The following is a 19,277-nucleotide window of genomic DNA, read 5'->3' on the forward strand; positions in this document are numbered from 1 at the left end:
CCGCCCCTGTCTTTCCGGCCGCACATGTGCGGCCGGAAAGACAGGGAAGGCCCGTCCCTTCCGGGCGCGAAGGAGGCGGTCAGTGACGCCTCTCGCGCCGGAACATCACCAGCGCCACGTCGTCCTCCCTGGCGCCGAACCGCTCGATCAGCCGGTCGCAGAAGACCTCCAGGTCCTCCTCCACCCGCTCCGCCAGGTGCCGCACGATCTCCAGGCTCTCGTCGAGCAGCTTGTCGCGGTCCTCGATGAGGCCGTCGGTGAACATCAGCACCGAACCTCCCTCGGGGACGTTCACTCGGTCGACCCGGTAGGTCTCCTCGGCCACCCCCAGCAGGAGATTGCCCAGGCGGTGGTAGCGGGCGTGGCCGTCCGCGATGAGGAGGGGCGGGATGTGCCCCGCGTTCGAGACCTCCATCTCCCCGGTCGCCGGGTCGATCAGGAGCAGGCACACGGTGGCGGTCATGCCGGGGTGGTAGCGCCGCAGCACCTCGTTGAGCAGCGCCATCGACGCGCCGAGGTCCGAGGTGCCGATGACGGAGGCGCGCAGCGCGTGGCGCAGCTCCGCCATGACGGTGGCGGCCAGCAGCGAGTGTCCCTGGACGTCGCCGATGGCGATGAGCACCCGGTGGCCCAGCCGCAGGACCTCGTAGAAGTCGCCGCCGACCTCGACGTTGTCGACCGCCGGCTGGTACCGCCAGCTGATCGTGAGCCCGGGGGTCTCGGGGATCCGCGCCGGCAGCAGGCTGCGCTGCAGGGTGAGGGCGATCGCGTGCTCCTCGGCGTACGCCCGCAGCGCGTCCACGGCGAGGGCGAGGGCCTGACCGAGCTGGCGCAGCACGTTGGACTCGTCGGCGTCGAGCGGCGGCACCTCCACCACCCCGAGGTAGACGGGGGGCCTGCCCAGCTTGGTGCGGCAGATCACGGCCGAGACGTCGCCGTCGAGTGTCGTGTCGGGCGCCAGCCTCGTCCACTCGGCGGCCGGGACGGTGAAGACCTGGGTTCCGGCGGAGGCGCCCAGGGACATCGCGCTCAGCCTGGGCAGTGTTTCCGGCGCCGCGACCTTGGCGACGGCGGTGTTCTCCGGAGGGGTGGCGGAGAACCTGCGGGTCCGGCCGTCAGGGGGCAGGGCGAGTGTGCCCGCCCGCCGTCCCAGGATCCGCGAGGCTCCCTCGACGGCCGTGGTGAGGAGCTCGTCGAACGTCTCGGCGGAGTTCATCGAGAGCGTGACCTCGGTGAGGGCGGCCAGCCGGCCGGCCATCAGCTCGGCCCGTTGCCGGGCGCGGTAGTAGCGCAGCGTGGCCTCGACCGTCGCGGCGAACTCGTCCGGCTCGACCGGTTCGGCCAGGTAGGCGTCCGCCCCGCGTTCGAGCCCCTGGGCCCGGTCGGCCGGGGTGATCGCGGCCCCGGAGATCTGGATGACCGGGATGGATGACGTCACCGGGTCCGCCTTGATCTGCTCGCAGACCTCGTAGCCGCTGATGTCGGGCAGCCGTACGTCCAGGACGACGAGGTCCGGCCGGAGCTCCCTGACCTTCGCGAGCGCCTCCATGCCGCCGGTGGCCTGCACGACCTGGTGTCCCGAGCGCCGCAGCCAGCTCGACAGGATGTACAGCTTGGTCGGGGTGTCGTCCACGACCAGTACCGTCGCCTCGTTCCTACTCATCGACGTGTCCCAGGGCGCTTCCGATCGCCTCCAGAAGAGTGTCGCGGCGGAGCCCCTGCTTGGAGATCACCATGTGCGCGCCGTCGGGGGCCTGGCGCGCCGTGGCGACGGTCACGACGATCACCGGCACCTGGCGCAGCCGCTCGTCGTCGGACATCCGCAGCATCAGCGCGGTGCCGTCGAGGCGGGGCATCAACAGGTCCACCAGGGCGATGTCGGGCGGGTTCTCCCTCATCATCTCCAGCGCTCTCAGGCCGTCGGAGGCCTCGTCGATGTGCGCGGCGAACCCGGTGAGCATCCGCCGTACGGTGGCGCGGAACTCCTCGTCGTCGTCCACGACGAGCAACCGGCCGGTCACCGGAGCCCCGTCGTGCCGGTAGGGCAGCCTCAGGGTGGCCGTGGTGCCGGACCCCGCGACGCTGGTCAGGTGCAGCGCGCCGCCCAGCGCCTCCGCCAGCCGGCGGGCGTACGGCAGGCCGAGCCCCGTCCCCTTGCTCCGCACCTGGATCGGCCCCGGCACCTGGAAGAACTCCTCGAAGACGCGTTCAAGGTGCTCCTCGGGCACGCCTATTCCCGTGTCGGTCACGGTGAAGACCAGATCGTGGGTGGTCGCGTCGAGGCTCGCCTCCAGCCTGACCTCGCCGTGCTCGGTGAACTTCAGCCCGTTGGAGAGCAGGTTGCGCAGGATCCGGGTGAGCATCACCTCGTCCACCAGCATCTCCGGCGGCACCTGCGAGACCTCCACCGTGAGCGTCACCCCGTCGTTGCCACTGGTGGGGTGCAGCGTCATGCGCAGCCGTTCGGCCAGGGCCACCAGGTCGACCATGGAGGGCTGGGGGTCGAGTCTGCCCGCCTCGGCCTTCGCCATGTCGAGCAGCTCGCTCACCAGCGACAGGAGCGTCTCCGCCGAGGAGCCGATGAGGTTGATCTGATGGGACTGCTCGGCGGCCAGGGGCTCCCCGCCCGGTCCCACCAGGAGGCGGACCAGGCCGATGATCGAGTTGAGAGGGGTGCGCAGCTCGTGGCTGACGGTGGCCCAGAACCTGTTCTTCGCGTCGCTCGCCGCCCGGAGCTGCGCGGACTTCTCGTCCAACTCGGCGTAGAGCGCCACGACGCCGCGGTTGGTCTCCTCCAGCTCCTCCGACAGCTGGTTGTAGAGCGCGAGCACCCCCTGGTTGGTCTCCTGCAGCTCGGTGTTGAGCTGCAGGACCTCCTCCAGGGTCTCGGCGAGCTCGCGGTTCTGCCTGCGTAGCTCGTCCAGAGCCGTGGTGGGCGCCGCCGCGGCCAGCCTGGCGCGGATCTCCTCCGCCGAGAGTCTCGGCTTGCGGCCCTGCGGGAGCCGTTTGACCATGCTTATTCTTCCCTCGGCGGGATCGAGCTCGATGAGGTCAACGAGACGCCCCGCCAGCGTCACGCCGTCCGAAGGGCGGAAGTCGGTCTTCGCCGAGAAGTCGACCGCGACGAGCAGGGCGTCCCGCTCCAGCCGGAAGGCGACGGAGGCGTCGGTCCCCGCCTCGACGAGCTCCCTGCCGATCTCGCTCAGCGCGGTGGCCACCCGGATCTGGTCCTGGGCCTCCAGCCCGACGCTCTCCGCCACCTCGCGGCCCAGCTTGCGCATGGCGAAGACGTCCTGGTCGTCCCGGACCTGGATCCGGATCAGCTCGTCCCCGGTCATGTGCCCGGCCTGACGGCGACCACGCAGGCGTCGTCCCTGCGGGTCCCGGCCTCGCGCAGCAGCGTGCCGGCGACGACGGAGGGGAGGCGCGTGACGAGGCCGGGGTAGGAGGTGATGTCCCAGCGTTCGGTCAGGCCGTCGGAGTGGAGCAGGACGACGCTGTGCGGCGGCACGGCGTACTCGTACTGGCGCAGGGTCCGGGCCTTGTGCCCGGCGATGCCCGGGACCGAGATCATCCCTTGGCGGCCGTCGTTGTGGGCGATCCACGCGGAGACGTTACCGAGGCCGGCGAAGCTCACGGTGCCCGCGGCGCCGTCGACGCGGGCCACGGCGACCGCGCCGCCCCTGGTGTGACCGAGACCGGTGTGGATGCGCTCCAGGACGGTGACGGGGGCGAGGTCGGCGTGCCGCAGGAAGAGCCGCACCGCCTCCTGGGAGGCCTGGGCGGCCGCGGGGCCGTGGCCGAGGCCGTCGCAGAGCATCACGGTCGTCGTGGCACCCTCCTCCGTGACCACGAACGCGTCACCGCAGACGGTCTCCTCGCCGATCGGGCGGGTCAGGCCGCTCACCCGGGACGGGGGCCGCGGAGCGCCCTGCGCGGCGAAGTACATGCCGAGCACCGTGCCCCGGCCGGGTATGGAGTGAACCTCGTACCCGCTGGCCATCCGGGCGATGCCGCCCAGCCCGATGCCGAGCGTGCCGGCCGTGGAGTAGCCGTCGCGCAGGGCGCGGGAGACGTCCTGCATCCCCGGCCCTCGGTCGATCGCGAGGACCTCCACCGCCGAGTCCAGCTCCGGATGCGGGCGGATCAGCATGACCCCCTCGGTCGCGTGCTTGACCAGGTTCGACGCGGCCTCGCTCACCGCGACGGCGACCCGCCCGGTGTCCTCCTCGTTGAATCCCCGGATCTCGGCGAGCGTCACGGCGGCACGGCGGAGGGCACCGATCGCGCTGGCGTCCTCCGCCCGTACCCAGGTGTCGCGCTGGGAGTGGATCAGCGCGCCCATTTCGTCACCGTGATCAACGTTCCCTCACCGGGAGTCGATTCCAGGTCGAACTCGTCGACCAGGCGGCGGGAGCCGCTGAGGCCGAGCCCCAGGCCTCCGCCGGTGGTCCACCCGTCGGTCAGCGCCTGCTCGATGTCCGGGATGCCGGGCCCGTTGTCACTGAAGACCATCCGCAGGCCCCGCCGCACGCCCTTGTGGACGACCTCGACCCTTACCTGTCCGCCTCCCGCGTATACCAGGGCGTTGCGGGCCAGCTCACTGGCCGCGGTCACCACCTTCGTCTGGTCGACCAGGGACAGGCCCACGTTCACGGCGACGGTCCTGACGTGCTGGCGGACCAGCACGACGTCGCCGTTGACGTTGATGGGCAGCTCCTTGGCGGTCGTCACCAGGAGGCCTCGGAGCGGTGGGAGTTTTCGATCTGGTTCAGCAGCGCGACGCCCTTCTCGAGGTTGAGCGCCGTGCGAACGCCGCCGAGGGAGAGGCCGAGCTCGACGAGGGTGATCGCCACCGCCGGTCGCATGCCGACGACGATCGTCTCGGCGTCGAGCATGCGGGAGATCGCCGCGATGGTGGCGAGCATCCGGCCGATGAAGGAGTCGACGATCTCCACGGCGGTGATGTCGATGATCACCCCTCGCGCACCGGTCTCGACGACCTTCTCCGACAGGTCCTCCTGGAGCGCGAGCACGCTCATGTCCTGCAGGTCGATCTGGATGGAGACGATCAGGATGTCGCCGAGCTTGAGAATGGGGACGCGATCCATCACCCCTCCACCGTCCGTACGGCGATGCGTGACTCCCCGCCCTTGACGAATCTGACTCCGCTCGCCCGCAGCGTGTGGGCCAGCGCGTCGGCGAGGGTGGCCTTGGTCACGATGTCGCCGAACTCGATGCCGAGGGTGACGATGGTGTGGGCGATCTGCGGGCGGATGCCGGAGATCACGCACTCGGCGCCCATCAGCCGGGCCGCCACCACGGTCTTGAGAAGGTGCTGGGCGACCTCGGTGTCGACGGCGGGCACCCCCGTGATGTCGATGACCGCGTGCTCGGAGCCGGTGTCGACGAGCGTCTGGAGCAGCTTCTCCATGACGACCTGGGTCCTGGCCGAGTCGAGCGTGCCGACCAGCGGCACCGCGACGATGCCGTCCCAGAGCTTGACCACCGGGGTGGACAGCTCCAGCAGCTGCTCCGCCTGATCGATGATGATCTTCTCCCTGGCCGTCGCGTAGCTCTCCATGGTGAAAAGCCCGAGGTCGTCGATTACCCGGGAGAACCAGATGAAACCTCGCAGGGCCTCGGCGGAGCCGTCCTCCTCGACGAGCTCGTAGAGCGCCTCCTTCAGGCCGAACACCACGATCGCGGTCTCGGTCGGGGTGAACCCCTGGCGGGCCCGGTCCCGGGAGAGTTCGGCGAGCAGGCCGCGCAGGTCGCTGAGGTCGCCGGAGTCGTTGAACGACTGGCGCAGCGCCTGGTAGAGCTCGCGCAACTGGTCGGCGAGTCCTCCACGGTCCAGCTGGTTGCCGGTGTTGCCCGTGGGCGAACGGGCGATCTCAAGCCAGCGTTTGAAGACGCGTGCCTCGTGCTCCTGGAAAAGTTCTTCGATGCGACGCCGACCGGCGTCCGCGTGGACGGACAAGGCAACTCCCATGCGTACGACCTGGAGACAACTCGGACGAAAGGCTACATGGAGCGTCCTGCTTACAACCTTTTTTGGGGGTTCTGTGGGCCGCTTGTGGCCAGAGCTCGGGAAGGTGGAACGACCAGGTCGGACGGCTGGTGCCGCCGTGTCGCGTCGCGGGTTTTCCGGGCGTTCGCGGGGGATGTGTGCCCCGCGAGGGGACTGTGGGAGATCGCGGGCGGCCGCGGGGGCGAGGGACGGTTGCCGAGGATCGTGGCCCGAGCCTGCCGGGCGCCAGCCTAGAGTGGTGGTGAACCATGTTTCAACAGCGGAGCTTGCGCTGAAGGATCGATGAGGGCTGCACTGTAAGAACAAGAAAACGTACAAAAGCCTCAAAAGTGACAGTGGTCGCCCAAGGTTTGGATTGCTACCATAAGGCAAATCTAGCGAGATGTTATGACGCAAGTTGCTCTGGTGACTACTGTTACGCGCGATGAAGAAGTAGTCTGAGCTGTGGAAAGTTGTTCAACGCCACGCGTGATCGCCGAGCCGGCGGGTGAGGTGCGGTCGCGGAGGGGCGGCGTTCTTCCCAATTAGCCTGTACAGCGGGCTGACTTGTGAAATAACGTAACTGAACTGAAATCGCCCGATCATGATCCCGGCGATACTGTCGCCGCACAACAGATACGCGGATGAGAGCAGGAGACCCCCGATGCCGTCCGGACTCACAGCGGGCTTGAAGGGCACGGTGCCCGGCGACGTCCGGGTCGGCCCGCCCCGTCCGGGTGCGGCCCTCCTCCAAGTGTCTTCCCCTGAACACAAGGCGGTGATGCGATGACGGTCCGCCTCCTGACCAACATCGGCCGGCTCTGGACCGGAAACGACGTGTTCAGCAACGCGGCGATCCTCGTCCACAACGACCGGATCGCCTGGGTCGGCCGCGCCGCGGACCTTCCGCAGAGCGTGCCCGGTGTCGTCGACGACATCGTCGACGTCGACCACGTCGAGAACCTGGGCGGCGCGCTGGTCACCCCCGGCCTGATCGACGCGCACACCCACCCGGTCTACGCGGGAAACCGCTATGCCGAGATGGCGATGCGCTCCAGCGGTTCCACCCCCTCCGCGATCACCGCGGCGGGCGGCGGCATCGGCTCCACCGTGACGGTCACCCGCGGCACCGACCCCTGGACGCTCTGCAACGGCGTCCGCGAGCGACTCCGCGACTGGCTGCTCAGCGGCACCACCACCATCGAGGCCAAGACCGGCTACCACCTCACCCGCGACGGCGAGCTGGCGGACGTGCGACTCCTGCGTGAGCTGGAGAAAGAGCCGATGATGCCGCGGGTGCACGTGACCTTCATGGCCGCGCACGTCGTCCCGCCCGAATACTTCGGCCGCCAGCGCGACTACGTCGAGGCCGTGGGCGCCTGGTGCGCCGACGCCGCCGCGGCGGGAGCCGACGGTGTCGACGTCTACTGCGACGAGGGCCACTTCACCGCGGAGGAGGCCCGCTGGGTCCTGGCCTCCGGACGCAACGTCGGCCTGCTGCCGCGTGTGCACGCCGGCGCCTACACCCGGCGCGGCGCCGTCCAGCTCGCCGCCGAGCTCGGTTGCGCCTCCGCCGACCTGCTCCACCACACCACCGACGAGGACATCGCGATCCTGGCCCGCTACGGCGTCCCCGCCGTGGTCTGTCCCGGGACCGCCCTCCAGCGTGGCAGCCTGCCCCCGGTCCGCCGGATGCTCGCCCAGGGGGTCACCGTGGCCCTCGGCAGCGACCACAACCCGGGCCACTGCGGCATCACCTCGATGTCCCTGGTCATCAGCCTCGCCGTCGCGGCCTTCGGGATGAGCGTCGGCGATGCCCTCCGAGCCGCCACCCTCGGCGGTGCCACGGTTCTCGGCGCCCCCGACCGCGGCGTTCTCGCCCCCGGCCGCCTGGCCGACATCGTCCAGTGGGACGCCGACCACGAGGGCGCCTTCGCCTGGTCCTTCGGTCTCAAGCCCCGCCGGGTCTGGCGCGGCGGCACCCCCGTCCAGTAGGTCTCTCCTCTCCCTTTCCGGCGGGCCGGCTCTCGGAACCTCCGCCCGTCGGCTCCTCTCTCCCCCCGACGATCCTCCTTCCGGAGGACCCGCCTCTCGGGAGCCCGATCCCTTCCCGCTGTCTTTTGCCCGTGGGCTGTCTGCGCGGCTCCTTGTTGCCCCGTGGCCCCGTGGCCCCGTGGCCCCGTTGCCTCGTTGCCTCGTTGCCTCGTTGTCTTGTTGTCTTGTTGCTCACGAGGAGGGGAGGTCGATCCCGTCTCCTTCACGTGATCTCCTCCACATAGCCTCTGGACATGCCTCCACCGGTCGCCGTCGTCACGGACTCCACCGCCTACCTCCCGCCGGAGGAGGTCTCCCGCCTGGGGATCGTCGTGGTGCCGCTCCAGGTGGTCGTGGGAGGCAGGTCGTTCGACGACACGGCGTGGATCGACGGCGCGAGCATGGGTGACGCGCTGAGGGAACGAGGCCGGGTGACGACCTCCAGGCCGGCCCCGCGACGTTTCACGGACGCCTACCGCGAGGCGGCGGACCGGGGCGCGACCGGCATCGTCTCCGTCCATCTGTCGGCGGAGATGTCCGGTACGGTCGAGGCCGCCCGCGCGGGAGCCGAGGGCTCGCCCGTTCCGGTCACCGTCGTCGACAGCGGGTCCATCGCCATGGGCCTGGGGTTCCCCGTCCTCGCCGCCGCGAGCGCCGCCGCGGGGGGCGCGACCCGGACCGAGGTGGCGGACGCCGCCCGCCGCCGCGCGGAGTCGGTCCGCAGCTTCTTCTACGTCGACACCCTGGAGTATCTCCGCAGGGGAGGCCGGATCGGCGCCGCGGAGACCCTCCTCGGCTCGGCACTGATGATCAAACCGATCCTGCACATCTCCGGCGGCACGATCGTTCCCCTGGAGAAGGTCCGTACAGCGAGCCGCGCCATCGCCCGCCTCGAAGACCTCGCGGTCGAGGCCGCGGGCGCGGGCGCGGGCCCGGTGGAGATCGCCGTCCAGCACCTCGGTGCACGGTCCCGTGCGGAAACCCTGGCCGCACGCCTGCGGGGGCGCATCCCCTCTCTCACCGAGGTCATCGTCGTCGAGGTCGGTTCGATCATCGGCGCCCACGTCGGCCCCGGCATGCTCGGCATCACCGTCTCCTCTCGTGAGTCTCTGACGTCTTCGGAGCCGTGACGTCTTCGGAGCCGTGACCTCTTCGGGGAAGCGCTGGACGCCCGCAGGCCTCTGTATCCGCAGGTCTCCGGCCCGTACGTCGCTGGGCCCGCAGGCCGCTGGGTTCCCGGGGCTCTGTGCCCGCATCTCTCCGGGGCTGGACGTCTTTGGCCTTGTCCTGTCCTCGGGTCCGCAGGTCTTTGGATTCCCAGGGTTCCGGGCCCGCGTGTTTCCGGGTTTTCGGTACCCCGCGCGTCGACCGGGCGGCCTGTATCCATATCCTCCGCCACGCGATCTGCGGATTATCCACAGAAGGGGATTCGGTGAAAATTCGCTCGCCGTCGTCGTCGTAGCGTGCTGCGGGTGCGGACCACAGGCCAGAACATCGAGCGGTTCCAAGCCGAGTCGCGGCTGCGGACCCTGACGGGGCGCGAGTCACCCGACCCCGCGTCCCTGCCGCGTCGTCGGGCCGTCACATCGCACCCGGGCAGGCACGCGCGGCCCGGCGGCCAGGACCGGCCGGAGGACGTCATCGTCCACGACGGCCCCGCCTCGCGCATGCGTTCGGCGCCGATTCCACCGTCCTTCGAGGCGCTTCGCAAGGTCGTGGCCACCCAGGGGCCCGCGCTCGGGCCCGGCCGTCCCGGGCTGCGCCTCCTGCTGCTCGTCGCCCTGGTGGCCGCCGTCGCGGGCGGTGTGTACGCCTGGCGGTCCCAGCCTGAGCCTGAGCCCCTCGCCCCACCGACGCCGATCTCCGGATCACCGCTGTCGGCGCCCGTCACCGCTCCACGGCAGCGGCCCGTGCCGGCCACCGAACTGACCGTTCACGTGACGGGTAAGGTCCGGCGCCCCGGGGTGATCACGCTGCCCGGCGGTTCCCGGGTGGCCGACGCGGTCCAGGAGGCCGGGGGCATTCGCGGGGCGGCCGCCCCAGGATCCCTCAACCTCGCACGCAAGCTCGTCGACGGCGAGCAGATCGTCGTCGGCGCCTCCGGCGCGGCCGTCGTCGCGGGGTCCACCCCGGTGAATCCCGCGGATCCCGCCACCGCCGTCGTCGACCTCAACACGGCCACCCCCGAGCAGCTTGAGCAGCTACCGGGTGTTGGCGAGGTGCTCGCCCGGCGCATCGCCGAATACCGCGACGCCCACGGAGGTTTCCGCACCGTCGAGGAGCTCCGCGACGTGAGCGGGATAGGCGACCGTAAGTACGCCGAGATGCGCGACAGGGTCCGTGTCTGACACGCCGGTCGCGAGGGCGGTCATGACGCGGTTCGCCAGGGACGGCGGCTTTGGTGTGTCGAGAAGCTTGGACGGTTTCGGAAAGGGGTGGCATGCGCATGCCGCGCATCTGGTCCTGCCGGCGGCGGCCTCATGGGTGACCGCCCTCGTCCTGCTGGGTTGCTCAGCCGCGACCGGTGCCGTGACGGCCGGTCTCCTGGCCGCGGGCGCCCTGGCCGTGGCCGTCCTGACCCGGGCACGGGGAGCGGCGGACCGGCGGAACGCGGTGATCGCGGTTCTGGGGTGCGCGGCCGCGGTGGCGGGGTCGGTGGCCTTCCGGGTGCACGCGGTCGGCACCGGGCCGGTCGCCGAGCTCGCGGGAAGAAACGCCTTGGCGGTGGCCGCGGTGGTGGTGACCGACGACCCCCGAGAGACGGGCCGGAGGGGAGGGCCTTTCCCCCGGGAGAGTTTCGTGGTGCCCGCCCGGGTCGAGTCGGTCGGGGCGGGAGCGGGCAGGGTGGCGCTGCGGGCTCCGGTGGTGCTGTTCGTCTCGGGCTCCGGGTGGCGCTCCCTGCTGCCCAGCCAGCGAGTGGAGGTCACCGGGCGCTTTGGTCCGGCCGACCCCGGAGAGCTGCTCGCGGCGGTGGTGCTGGTCAGGGGGGCACCGCGAGTCCTGAGCGGGCCCTCCTGGGAGCAGCGCGCGGCCGGGGCGCTCAGGTCGGGGTTGCGGGAGGCGGCCGACGTGTTGCCGCCGGCGCAGCGCGGGCTGCTGCCCGGCCTGGTGGTCGGCGACGTGTCCCGGATGGACGAGCAGGTCAAAGCCGACTTCAAGGCGGCGGGCCTCAGCCATCTGCTCGCGGTCTCCGGCGCGAATCTCGCCGTCGTGGCGGGGGCGGCGGTCGCGCTGGCCAGGGTGGCCGGGCTGCCTCTCGCGGCGCGGGCGGTGCTGGCGATGTCGGCCATGGTCGCCTTCGCGGTCGTCGCCCGGCCCTCGCCCAGCGTGCTCAGAGCCCTCCTGATGGGCGGGGTCGCCGCCCTCGCCCTCGGCACGGGCCGCTCGCGCGACGGCGTCGCCGCCCTGTCGGTGACGGTCCTGGGGTTGGTCTTCTTCGTCCCCGGCCTCGCCCGCTCCTACGGCTTCGCCCTGTCGGTCTCGGCCACCGCGGGCATCCTGGTCCTCGCCCCGGGCTGGCGCGACCGGCTCTCGACCCGCATGCCCCGATGGCTCGCCGAGGCGACCGCCGTGGCGGCCGCCGCCCAGGCCGCCGTCACCCCCGTCCTGGTCCTGATGTCGGGGCAGCTCGCACCGGTGGCGATCCCGGCCAACCTGCTCGCGGGCCCGGCCGTGGCCCCCGCCACCCTGCTCGGCTTCGCGGTGGCGTTGATCGCACCCCTGCACATGGGGCTCGCCCAGCTGCTGGTCCGGCCGGCGGGACTGGCCACCGGATGGATCATCGAGGTGGCCGAGCACACGGCCGGGTTGCCGCTGGGCGTGATCCCATGGCCGGGCGGTGTCACCGGGCTGCTCCTGCTGGCCGGTGCCGTCCCGCTCGCCGTGCTGGTGCTGCGGCACCGGCGGCCACGCCTGATCGCCCTGGCGGCCCTGGCAGGGCTCGTCCTCGCCGTGACGGTGGCCGCGCCGATCGTGGCACGCTGGCCGCCTCGCGGATGGTTGCTCGTGGCCTGTGACGTCGGCCAGGGGGACGCGTTGCTCGTTGCGGCGGGGCAGGGGCGGGCCGTGGTGGTGGACGCGGGCCCCGACCCGGTGCGGGTGGACCGTTGCCTGCGCTCCATGGGGGTCGGAGAGGTGCCGCTGGTCATTCTCACCCATCCGCACCTCGATCATGTGGGAGGGCTCGACGGTGTCTTTCGCGGGCGCGCGGTGGGGGCGGTGATGGTGACCCCGCACGGTGCCGGAGAGCGTGACGGGGCGAGGCTGAGCGACGATCTCGCCCGTCGCCATGTGGTCGAGTGGGCGGCGAGGTCCGGTGTGAGCTGGCGGTTCGGCCCCTCGGAGCTCACCGTCATCGGCCCGGCGGCCGAGGCGTCCCCGCCCGGCGCGGGGGAGGGGGCGGCCGTCAACAACGCCAGCGTGGTGGTGCACGTCCGCTGGGCCGCGGGGTCGGCCCTGCTCAGCGGCGACATCGAGACCGAGGCTCAGGCGGAGCTGCTCCGGCGCGGCCTGCCGCCCGCCGAGATTCTCAAGGTTCCGCACCACGGATCGGGCAGGCACGACCCGGCCTTCCTCGCCGCCTCCGGTGTCCGTGCCGCCCTGATCAGCGTGGGGGCGGACAACGGCTACGGTCACCCCGCGCCGTCGACCCTCGCCGCGCTGCACCGGCTCGGCGCGCGCGTCTATCGGACGGATCTGGCGGGAGATCTCGCGGTGGTGGTCAGCGAGGGGGCCCTGGCGGTCGTCGCCCGGGGACGCGGGGACCCGCTGGCGGGCGGTCCGATGCACCCGGCCGGTGCGGCGGGGCCGGGTCGGCGGGGCCGGGGTGACCGAGCCGGGTCGGCAGGGCCGGAGACGACCGGGGCGGCGGGGTCGAGCCGGCCGGGGCGGTCTCGTGGCCGCCGCCACGCCCGGCCTGATCTCCGGAACGCCCCCGCTCCCGGCCAGGTGATGGCCGACGCCGGTCAGGTCCTGCTCATGGCCGAGTGGGTGCGGGGCGGTTCCAGCCTCCGGCCGGGGCGGCGCGGGTCAGTTCCCCGTTCTGGCCGGGCGGCGGAACTCGGTGTCCACGTCGGCGGCGTAGACCGACCGGCTGCAGCGCGCGCAACGGTACATGATCGGTCCCTCGTCGAGGGACGTTCCGCAGCGGGGGCAGACGTGGCGGCGAATAGTGGAGTTTGTCATGGTTCTCACCTCCTCTGGTGTTTCCAGGGTGCCTCGCGGCACCTGCATTCCGATTGCGAACGACTTGCCGACGACCCATCCGGTCACCGGGACGTGGCATGCTGCTCGACATGGCGGCAACCGATCCGGCACCCGTGATCCTGATACTCGGCGACGAGGAACTGCTGGCCGACCGCGCGGTGAGCGAGGTGACCTCGGCGGCCAAGGCGGCTGATCCGACCGCCGAGGTGCACGACCTCCCCGGCTCGAAGATGGAGCTCGGGGAGCTCACCCGCATGACGTCGCCCTCGCTGTTCGGCGACAGGTCGGTGGTGGTCGTCCGTTCGGCCCAGGACCTCGGCAAGGACGTCATCGCCGAGGTCGTCTCCTACGCGGCCCACCCGGCGGACGAGACCGTGCTGGTCCTCGTCCACCCGGGAGGTGTCAAGGGGAAGGCTCTGGTCGACGGGGTCAAGAAGGCCGGAGCCCAGGTGGTCTCCGTCACCAAGGTGACCAAACCGGCCGAGCGCCTGGCGTTCGTCAAGGCGGAGCTGAAGCGGGCCGGACGCACCATCGGGGCCGACGCCGCCTCCGCGCTCCTCGACGCCGTGGGCAACGACCTGCGCGAGCTGGCCGCCGCGTGCAGCCAGCTCGCCTTCGACACCCCCGGCAAGACGATCGACGAGGCCGCCGTCGCGCGCTATCACCGGGGCAGGGCAGAGGTCAGCGGGTTCACCGTGGCCGACTCGGCCGTCGAGGGGCGGCTGGGCGACGCTCTGGAGCAACTGCGCTGGGCGCTCTCGACCGGTACGGCACCCGTCCTGCTGGTGAGCGCGCTCGCCGGAGGCCTGCGCTCGCTGGCCAAGGTGGGGGGCGCTCCCCGCAACCTCCGGGGCGGTCAGCTCGCCAGCCATCTCGGCATGCCGCCCTGGAAGATCGACCGGGTCCAGCGGCAGCTGAACGGCTGGGGTCCGGAGGGCCTCGCCCGCGCGATCCAGGCCGCCGCCACCGCGGACGCCCAGGTGAAGGGCGGCGGAGCCGACCCCGCGTACGCGCTGGAGCACATGGTCCAGACCGTGGTGGCCAGCCGCACGGGACGTTAGAGGAGTGCCATCCGGGTGATCGGGAGGTTCCCGGAAACCGGGTTCCTCCCGGAAACGGATGGTGACCCGGCCTGAGCCTTCGCCGGCGGGGCCCAGAGAGACACGAGAACGCCGCACCCCGTGGGGATGCGGCGTCCGGCGGTGCGTGGAACTACTTGGCGACCGACAGGGCGGCGGCGCGCTGGGCGATCGCCGACTTGCGGTTGGCTGCCTGGTTCTTGTGGATCACGCCCTTGCTGGCGGCCTTGTCCAGCTGGCGGGAGGCGGCGCGCTGCAGCACGAGGGCCTGCTCGGCGTTACCCTGGTCGGCGGCCTCGCGGAACTTGCGGATGGCCGTCTTCAGGGAAGACTTGACAGCCTTGTTACGCAGCCGGGCCTTCTCGTTCTGCCGGTTGCGCTTGATCTGGGACTTGATGTTCGCCACGAAGAAGCCTCGGTGAATGTCGTTGGATGGGGCGCGCGGGCAGAGAGGGCGCGCCACACGCAGTTGACTAGGCTACCAACTGCCGTGGTCGACACTCAAATCGACAGGCCGGGCAGAGGGATGCCTGATCAGTTTAGCGTGTGATCCCGATGACTCGGACCAGAACGCTCACGGCTTGAACCAGAACTTGTCGTACTCCGCCCAGTCCTCCTTGGTGGCGGCGAAGTCGACGTAGAGCGCCAGGCCGAACCGCTCGCGAGGTTTGCCGTACGAGGTCAACGCCAGCCGGGCGCCCCTGGCCGCCTTCTCGACGCTCTCGGCCTCGTCGGCCCAGGAGACGCCGTGGTCATGATAGGCCGGGGCGCCGATCAGCACCGTCTTCTCCTCGGGGACGAGCTCCAGCGCCAGCGAGCTCTGCCGTACGACGTAGCCGCCGTAGACGGAGGGGAAGGGGAGGTAGGAGTCGTAGGTCATGATCGCCACCTGGTCGGTGAGCTTCGCCACCTGGCGAAAGTAGTCGGGTGACCAGTACTTGTCGCGGCCGGTGGCGGCGCGCGCGGCCGGGCGGACGAGCGGGAACGGCTCGATCTGCGGGGTCGAGGTGGAGAGCAGGCCGTCGCCCACGATCGCGCGGGTCCGGGTCAGCAGGTCGAGGAAGTCGGTGTCGCCGTCGCCGATCGGCTCGAAGTTGTAGTGGACGCCGTCGAAGCCGAGCGCCGTGATCGCGCGGGCGCCGTCCAGCACGCGCTGTCTGGAGGCCGCGTCGTCCAGGTCCAGGACGCCGTCGACCTTCTGGCCGAGCCAGGCCGACACCCTGACCTTTGGGAGTTCCTCGCGCCACCATTTCAGGAAGTCGGCCGCCTTCGGATACTTGCCGATGGGCAGGGTCCCGTCCGGGTCGAACGGGCCGGAATGGACGTACACGTCCTTGATCCCGGTCTTTCGCAGCCGGGTGGCGAGGGTTCGCACGTCGTCGGCCGTCTTGCGGCCGTCGACCCACGCGTGGCCCAGCCACAGGGCGTCGTGGCCGGTCGTCTTCGCCCAGGGGGCGGGTGTCCCGGTAAACTGCAGGGTGAGGGTGGCCACGGCCACCCCTGGAAGCGCGAGGAGCAGGGCCGCCACCATAGCGAGGAACCGCAGGCCGCGCCGTGCTCTGGTCCGGGCAATCACCCGGACATGTCACCATGGAAGACGGCTGGCATGCCAGCCGTATGATCGTCATCAATCTGTTGAAACGGACCCCGGTGCGCATTCAGCCTGGCCAGACCGACCCCGCTGTGCTCCGCAACTTCTGCATCATCGCGCATATCGACCATGGCAAGTCGACGCTCGCCGACCGCATGCTGCAGATCACCGGAGTGGTCGACGACCGTTCCATGCGCGCCCAGTACCTCGACCGGATGGACATCGAGCGCGAGCGCGGCATCACGATCAAGTCGCAGGCGGTCAGGCTCCCGTGGCAGGTCGGCGACACCGACTACGTCCTCAACATGATCGACACCCCCGGGCACGTCGACTTCACCTACGAGGTTTCCCGGTCGCTCCAGGCGTGTGAGGGCGCGATCCTGCTGGTCGACGCCGCGCAGGGCATCGAGGCGCAGACGCTGGCCAACCTCTACCTGGCCATGAACAACGACATGACGATCATCCCGGTGCTCAACAAGATCGACCTGCCCGCCGCCCAGCCGGAGAAGTACGCCGCGGAGATCGCCCACCTCATCGGCTGCGAGCCGGAGGACGTGCTGAGGGTCTCCGGCAAGACCGGCATCGGCGTCCGCGAGCTGCTCGACCACGTGGTGGCGAGCGTCCCGGCCCCGGTCGGCGACGCCGACGCGCCCGCCCGCGCGCTGATCTTCGACTCGGTCTACGACACCTACCGCGGCGTGATCACGTACGTCCGGGTGATGGACGGTCATCTGGGCAAGCGCGAGCGCATCCTGATGATGTCCACCACCGCGGCCCACGAGACGCTGGAGATCGGCGTCATCTCGCCCGAGCCGAAGATCGCCGACAAGGGGCTGGGCGTCGGCGAGGTGGGCTACCTGATCACCGGCGTGAAGGACGTCCGCCAGTCGCGGGTCGGCGACACGGTGACCTCCGTGACGAGGCCGGCCCTCAAGGCGCTCAGCGGCTACGACCACCCCAAGCCCATGGTCTTCTCCGGCCTGTACCCGATCGACGGGGACGACTATCCCGACCTTCGCGAGGCCCTGGACAAGCTCCAGCTCAACGACGCCGCCCTGGACTACGAGCCGGAGACCTCCGCGGCACTGGGCTTCGGATTCCGCTGCGGCTTCCTCGGCCTGCTCCACATGGAGATCGTCCGCGAGCGGCTGGAGCGCGAGTTCAACCTCTCGCTCATCTCGACCGCGCCCAACGTGGTCTACCGGGTGATCATGGAGGACGGCAAGGAGGTCGTCGTCACCAACCCCTCGGAGTTCCCCACCGGCAAGGTGGAGAAGGTCTTCGAGCCGATGGTCAAGACGACCGTGCTCGTCCCCTCGGAGTTCATCGGCGCCATCATGGAGCTCTGCCAGAACCGCCGGGGCAATCTGCAGGGCATGGACTACCTGTCCGAGGACCGCGTCGAGATCCGCTACACCATGCCGCTCGGCGAGATCATCTTCGACTTCTTCGACCAGCTCAAGTCCCGTACGCGCGGCTACGCCTCGCTGGACTACGAGCCCTCGGGCGAGCAGGAGTCGGACCTGGTCAAGGTCGACATCCTGCTCCAGGGCGAGGCCGTGGACGCCTTCAGCGCCATCGTCCACCGGGAGAAGTCGTACGCCTACGGGGTCGAGATGGCCAAGAAACTGCGCGAGCTCATCCCCAGGCAGCAGTTCGAGGTGCCGATCCAGGCGGCCATCGGTGCCCGGGTCATCGCCCGTGAGAACATCCGCGCCATCCGCAAGGACGTCCTCGCCAAGTGCTACGGCGGCGACATCTCCCGCAAGCGCAAGCTGCTGGAGAAGCAGAAGGAGGGCAAGAAGCGGATGAAGATGGTCGGCCGCGTCGAGGTGCCCCAGGAGGCGTTCGTCGCCGCGCTGTCCACCGAGTCCTCCACGGACAAGGCCAAGAAGTAGAACGTGCGGGCGAGGCCGCAGGTGACCCAGATCCTGCGGCCTCGCCCGGTATGAGAGGGTCGCTCAGCGCAGGACGCTGTAGAGCGCCGAGGTGAGGGACGCCCGGGTGTCGTCCTGGTCGATGGACCACATCATCGAGCCGCCGAGACCCTTCAGGCGGATGTAGGCCGCCTTCTGGAGCAGCGAGGTCGGGTCGTCGTAGGACCAGAACTCGTTACCGTCGTAGAGCCACACGGACCCGGTCAGCAGATCGCGGTAGCGCTTGCCGGGCTTGTTCACGAGGACCTTGTAGTCCTCGGTCCCCGGGGCGAAGGTGCCGGGAGCGGGGCCGGTGGAGGTCCCGTACAGGCCGTTCTTCCCGCCGGTGACGCCGGTCCAGCCCTGGCCGTACGACGGCACGCCCACCACGATCTTCTTGGCGGGGGCGCCGCGCGTCAGGTAGTCGCGGACGGTCTGGTCCACGCTGTACTTCACCGGGTTGGGGTCGCGCCGGTCGTTGAACAGGTTGCCGTTGTGGCCGGTGACGGTCTCCCACGGGCCGTGCAGGTCATAGCCCTGGACGGTGGCGAAGGTGAGCTGCTTGAAGACGTCGCGGACCTCGAAGCCCGCGTCGATCTTCGCGGCGGCGGCGGGCAGGAAGGCGGTCAGCTCGGTGCGCCGGTCGAACTGGTTCATCTGGCGGCGCAGCTCGGTGACGAACAGGGTGAAGTTCCGCTTGTCCTCGGGACGGATGACGTTGCCGACCTCGCCGGAGGAGCCGGGCCACTCCCAGTCGAGGTCGATGCCGTCGAACACGCCCGCGCCGGTACCGGCCGCGGTGCCGGGCAGGTTGCCCTTGAGCCACAGGTCGATGCAGGAGGAGGCCAGCTTGGCGCGGCCCTCGGGGGTGAGCACCGCGTCGGAGAAGTACTTCGAACCGGTCCAGCCACCGAGGGAGATCAGCGCCTTGAGACCGGGGTGCTTGGCCTTGAGCTTCTTCAGCTGGTTCAGGTTGCCGTTCAGCGCCTGGCCCTCGGCGTCGGCGACGCCGTCCACGCTCTGCTCGGCGGGCACCGGGCGCTGCCAGTCGGCCCACGGGTCGGGGGAGTAGCAGTCGCCACCGGCGTTGACGAAGCCGAAGGCGTAGTTGATATGGGTCAGCTTGGCGGCCGCGCCGCTGGTCTCCATGTCCTTGACGTGGTAGTTGCGACCGTAGACGCCCCACTGGATGAAGTAGGCGACCCGCTTGTAGCGGTCACCGTGTCCCTGGGAGGTCTGGGCCTGGGCCGGGGCCGGTACGGCCACCGCCACCAGACCCGCGGCGAGGGCTGCCGCGATCACTTTACGGAGGAGTCTCTGCACGGGCTTCTCCACTGCTTGGAATAGTAACTTATAGGAAACTTTCCTTTAAGTTTTCCCGGATCGTAGACCTGCGTGATCTGGCCGTCAACGGCCAACGGCGTTTTGACCGGTGGACG

General features: G+C 70.4%; 15 protein-coding genes. 6 read left to right on the forward strand and 9 right to left on the reverse strand.

Annotated features, from left to right (window positions below):
• Positions 1 to 79: 79 nt before the first annotated feature.
• The 6 genes from OG587_RS18650 to OG587_RS18675 are packed head-to-tail and all read right to left on the reverse strand — an operon-like array spanning position 80 to position 5,983.
• The gene (locus OG587_RS18650) at positions 80 to 1,663 is read right to left on the reverse strand and encodes a fused response regulator/phosphatase (protein WP_329091968.1); all 1,584 of its coding nucleotides are present in this window, start codon (positions 1,661 to 1,663) and stop codon (positions 80 to 82) included.
• Positions 1,656 to 3,338 (reverse strand): ATP-binding response regulator, encoded by a 1,683-nt coding sequence (locus tag OG587_RS18655; RefSeq protein WP_329091970.1) that lies wholly within the window; start codon positions 3,336 to 3,338, stop codon positions 1,656 to 1,658. Before OG587_RS18655 ends, OG587_RS18650 begins: the two co-directional genes overlap by 8 nt.
• Positions 3,335 to 4,345, reverse strand: coding sequence for a SpoIIE family protein phosphatase (locus OG587_RS18660; protein ID WP_329091972.1), 1,011 nt, complete (start codon positions 4,343 to 4,345; stop codon positions 3,335 to 3,337). The genes OG587_RS18655 and OG587_RS18660 overlap by 4 nt, the downstream gene beginning before the upstream one ends.
• Positions 4,333 to 4,734 (reverse strand): anti-sigma regulatory factor, encoded by a 402-nt coding sequence (locus OG587_RS18665; protein ID WP_329091974.1) that lies wholly within the window; start codon positions 4,732 to 4,734, stop codon positions 4,333 to 4,335. Before OG587_RS18665 ends, OG587_RS18660 begins: the two co-directional genes overlap by 13 nt.
• On the reverse strand, positions 4,731 to 5,111 hold the full coding sequence (locus tag OG587_RS18670; protein ID WP_329091975.1) for an STAS domain-containing protein: 381 nt from the start codon (positions 5,109 to 5,111) through the stop codon (positions 4,731 to 4,733). Before OG587_RS18670 ends, OG587_RS18665 begins: the two co-directional genes overlap by 4 nt.
• Positions 5,111 to 5,983 (reverse strand): STAS domain-containing protein, encoded by an 873-nt coding sequence (locus OG587_RS18675; RefSeq protein ID WP_443075587.1) that lies wholly within the window; start codon positions 5,981 to 5,983, stop codon positions 5,111 to 5,113. Before OG587_RS18675 ends, OG587_RS18670 begins: the two co-directional genes overlap by 1 nt.
• An 816-nt stretch (positions 5,984 to 6,799) precedes the next feature.
• Here OG587_RS18675 and hutI point away from each other — a divergent pair.
• The 5 genes from hutI to holA all read left to right on the forward strand — a co-directional run bounded on the left by hutI (position 6,800) and on the right by holA (position 14,313).
• Positions 6,800 to 8,008, forward strand: coding sequence for an imidazolonepropionase (hutI, locus tag OG587_RS18680; RefSeq protein WP_329091979.1), 1,209 nt, complete (start codon positions 6,800 to 6,802; stop codon positions 8,006 to 8,008).
• 293 nt (positions 8,009 to 8,301) lie between these two features.
• Positions 8,302 to 9,177, forward strand: a complete 876-nt coding sequence (locus OG587_RS18685; RefSeq protein ID WP_329091981.1) for a DegV family protein — start codon at positions 8,302 to 8,304, stop codon at positions 9,175 to 9,177.
• 342 nt (positions 9,178 to 9,519) lie between these two features.
• Positions 9,520 to 10,395: a ComEA family DNA-binding protein gene (locus tag OG587_RS18690; RefSeq protein ID WP_329091984.1), complete on the forward strand. Its 876-nt coding sequence runs from the start codon at positions 9,520 to 9,522 to the stop codon at positions 10,393 to 10,395.
• Positions 10,396 to 10,462: 67 nt separating this feature from the next.
• On the forward strand, positions 10,463 to 13,369 hold the full coding sequence (locus OG587_RS18695; protein ID WP_329091986.1) for a ComEC/Rec2 family competence protein: 2,907 nt from the start codon (positions 10,463 to 10,465) through the stop codon (positions 13,367 to 13,369).
• Positions 13,342 to 14,313 (forward strand): DNA polymerase III subunit delta, encoded by a 972-nt coding sequence (gene holA / locus OG587_RS18700; protein ID WP_329091988.1) that lies wholly within the window; start codon positions 13,342 to 13,344, stop codon positions 14,311 to 14,313. The genes OG587_RS18695 and holA overlap by 28 nt, the downstream gene beginning before the upstream one ends.
• 151 nt (positions 14,314 to 14,464) lie before the next feature.
• Here holA and rpsT read toward each other — a convergent pair whose 3' ends face one another.
• Together rpsT and OG587_RS18710 are read right to left on the reverse strand one after the other, a co-directional pair.
• On the reverse strand, positions 14,465 to 14,737 hold the full coding sequence (gene rpsT, locus OG587_RS18705; RefSeq protein ID WP_329091989.1) for a 30S ribosomal protein S20: 273 nt from the start codon (positions 14,735 to 14,737) through the stop codon (positions 14,465 to 14,467).
• Between the two features lie 168 nt (positions 14,738 to 14,905).
• Complete coding sequence (locus OG587_RS18710; protein WP_329091991.1) at positions 14,906 to 15,907, reverse strand: hypothetical protein; 1,002 nt, start codon at positions 15,905 to 15,907, stop codon at positions 14,906 to 14,908.
• A gap of 41 nt (positions 15,908 to 15,948) precedes the next feature.
• On the opposite strand from OG587_RS18710, the gene lepA reads away from it, so the two are divergent.
• Complete coding sequence (gene lepA, locus OG587_RS18715) at positions 15,949 to 17,820, forward strand: translation elongation factor 4 (RefSeq protein ID WP_329091993.1); 1,872 nt, start codon at positions 15,949 to 15,951, stop codon at positions 17,818 to 17,820.
• A 63-nt stretch (positions 17,821 to 17,883) separates the two neighbouring features.
• On the opposite strand, the gene OG587_RS18720 is transcribed toward lepA, so the two are convergent.
• A complete protein-coding gene (locus tag OG587_RS18720) occupies positions 17,884 to 19,161 on the reverse strand; it encodes a glycoside hydrolase family 18 protein (protein ID WP_329091995.1) in 1,278 nt (425 codons plus the stop codon).
• Positions 19,162 to 19,277: the final 116 nt, after the last annotated feature.

The sequence above is a fragment of the Streptosporangium sp. NBC_01469 genome (genome assembly GCF_036227305.1).
Classification (GTDB): domain Bacteria; phylum Actinomycetota; class Actinomycetes; order Streptosporangiales; family Streptosporangiaceae; genus Streptosporangium.

Coding starts and splice junctions, on each gene's coding strand:
- OG587_RS18660 (WP_329091972.1), bottom strand. CDS start 4,345: ATGGGCGCGCTGATCCACTCCCAGCGCGACACCTGGGTACGGGCGGAG.
- OG587_RS18655 (WP_329091970.1), bottom strand. CDS start 3,338: ATGACCGGGGACGAGCTGATCCGGATCCAGGTCCGGGACGACCAGGAC.
- OG587_RS18685 (WP_329091981.1), top strand. CDS start 8,302: ATGCCTCCACCGGTCGCCGTCGTCACGGACTCCACCGCCTACCTCCCG.
- OG587_RS18670 (WP_329091975.1), bottom strand. CDS start 5,111: ATGGATCGCGTCCCCATTCTCAAGCTCGGCGACATCCTGATCGTCTCC.
- holA (WP_329091988.1), top strand. CDS start 13,342: ATGGCGGCAACCGATCCGGCACCCGTGATCCTGATACTCGGCGACGAG.
- OG587_RS18650 (WP_329091968.1), bottom strand. CDS start 1,663: ATGAGTAGGAACGAGGCGACGGTACTGGTCGTGGACGACACCCCGACC.
- hutI (WP_329091979.1), top strand. CDS start 6,800: ATGACGGTCCGCCTCCTGACCAACATCGGCCGGCTCTGGACCGGAAAC.
- lepA (WP_329091993.1), top strand. CDS start 15,949: ATGATCGTCATCAATCTGTTGAAACGGACCCCGGTGCGCATTCAGCCT.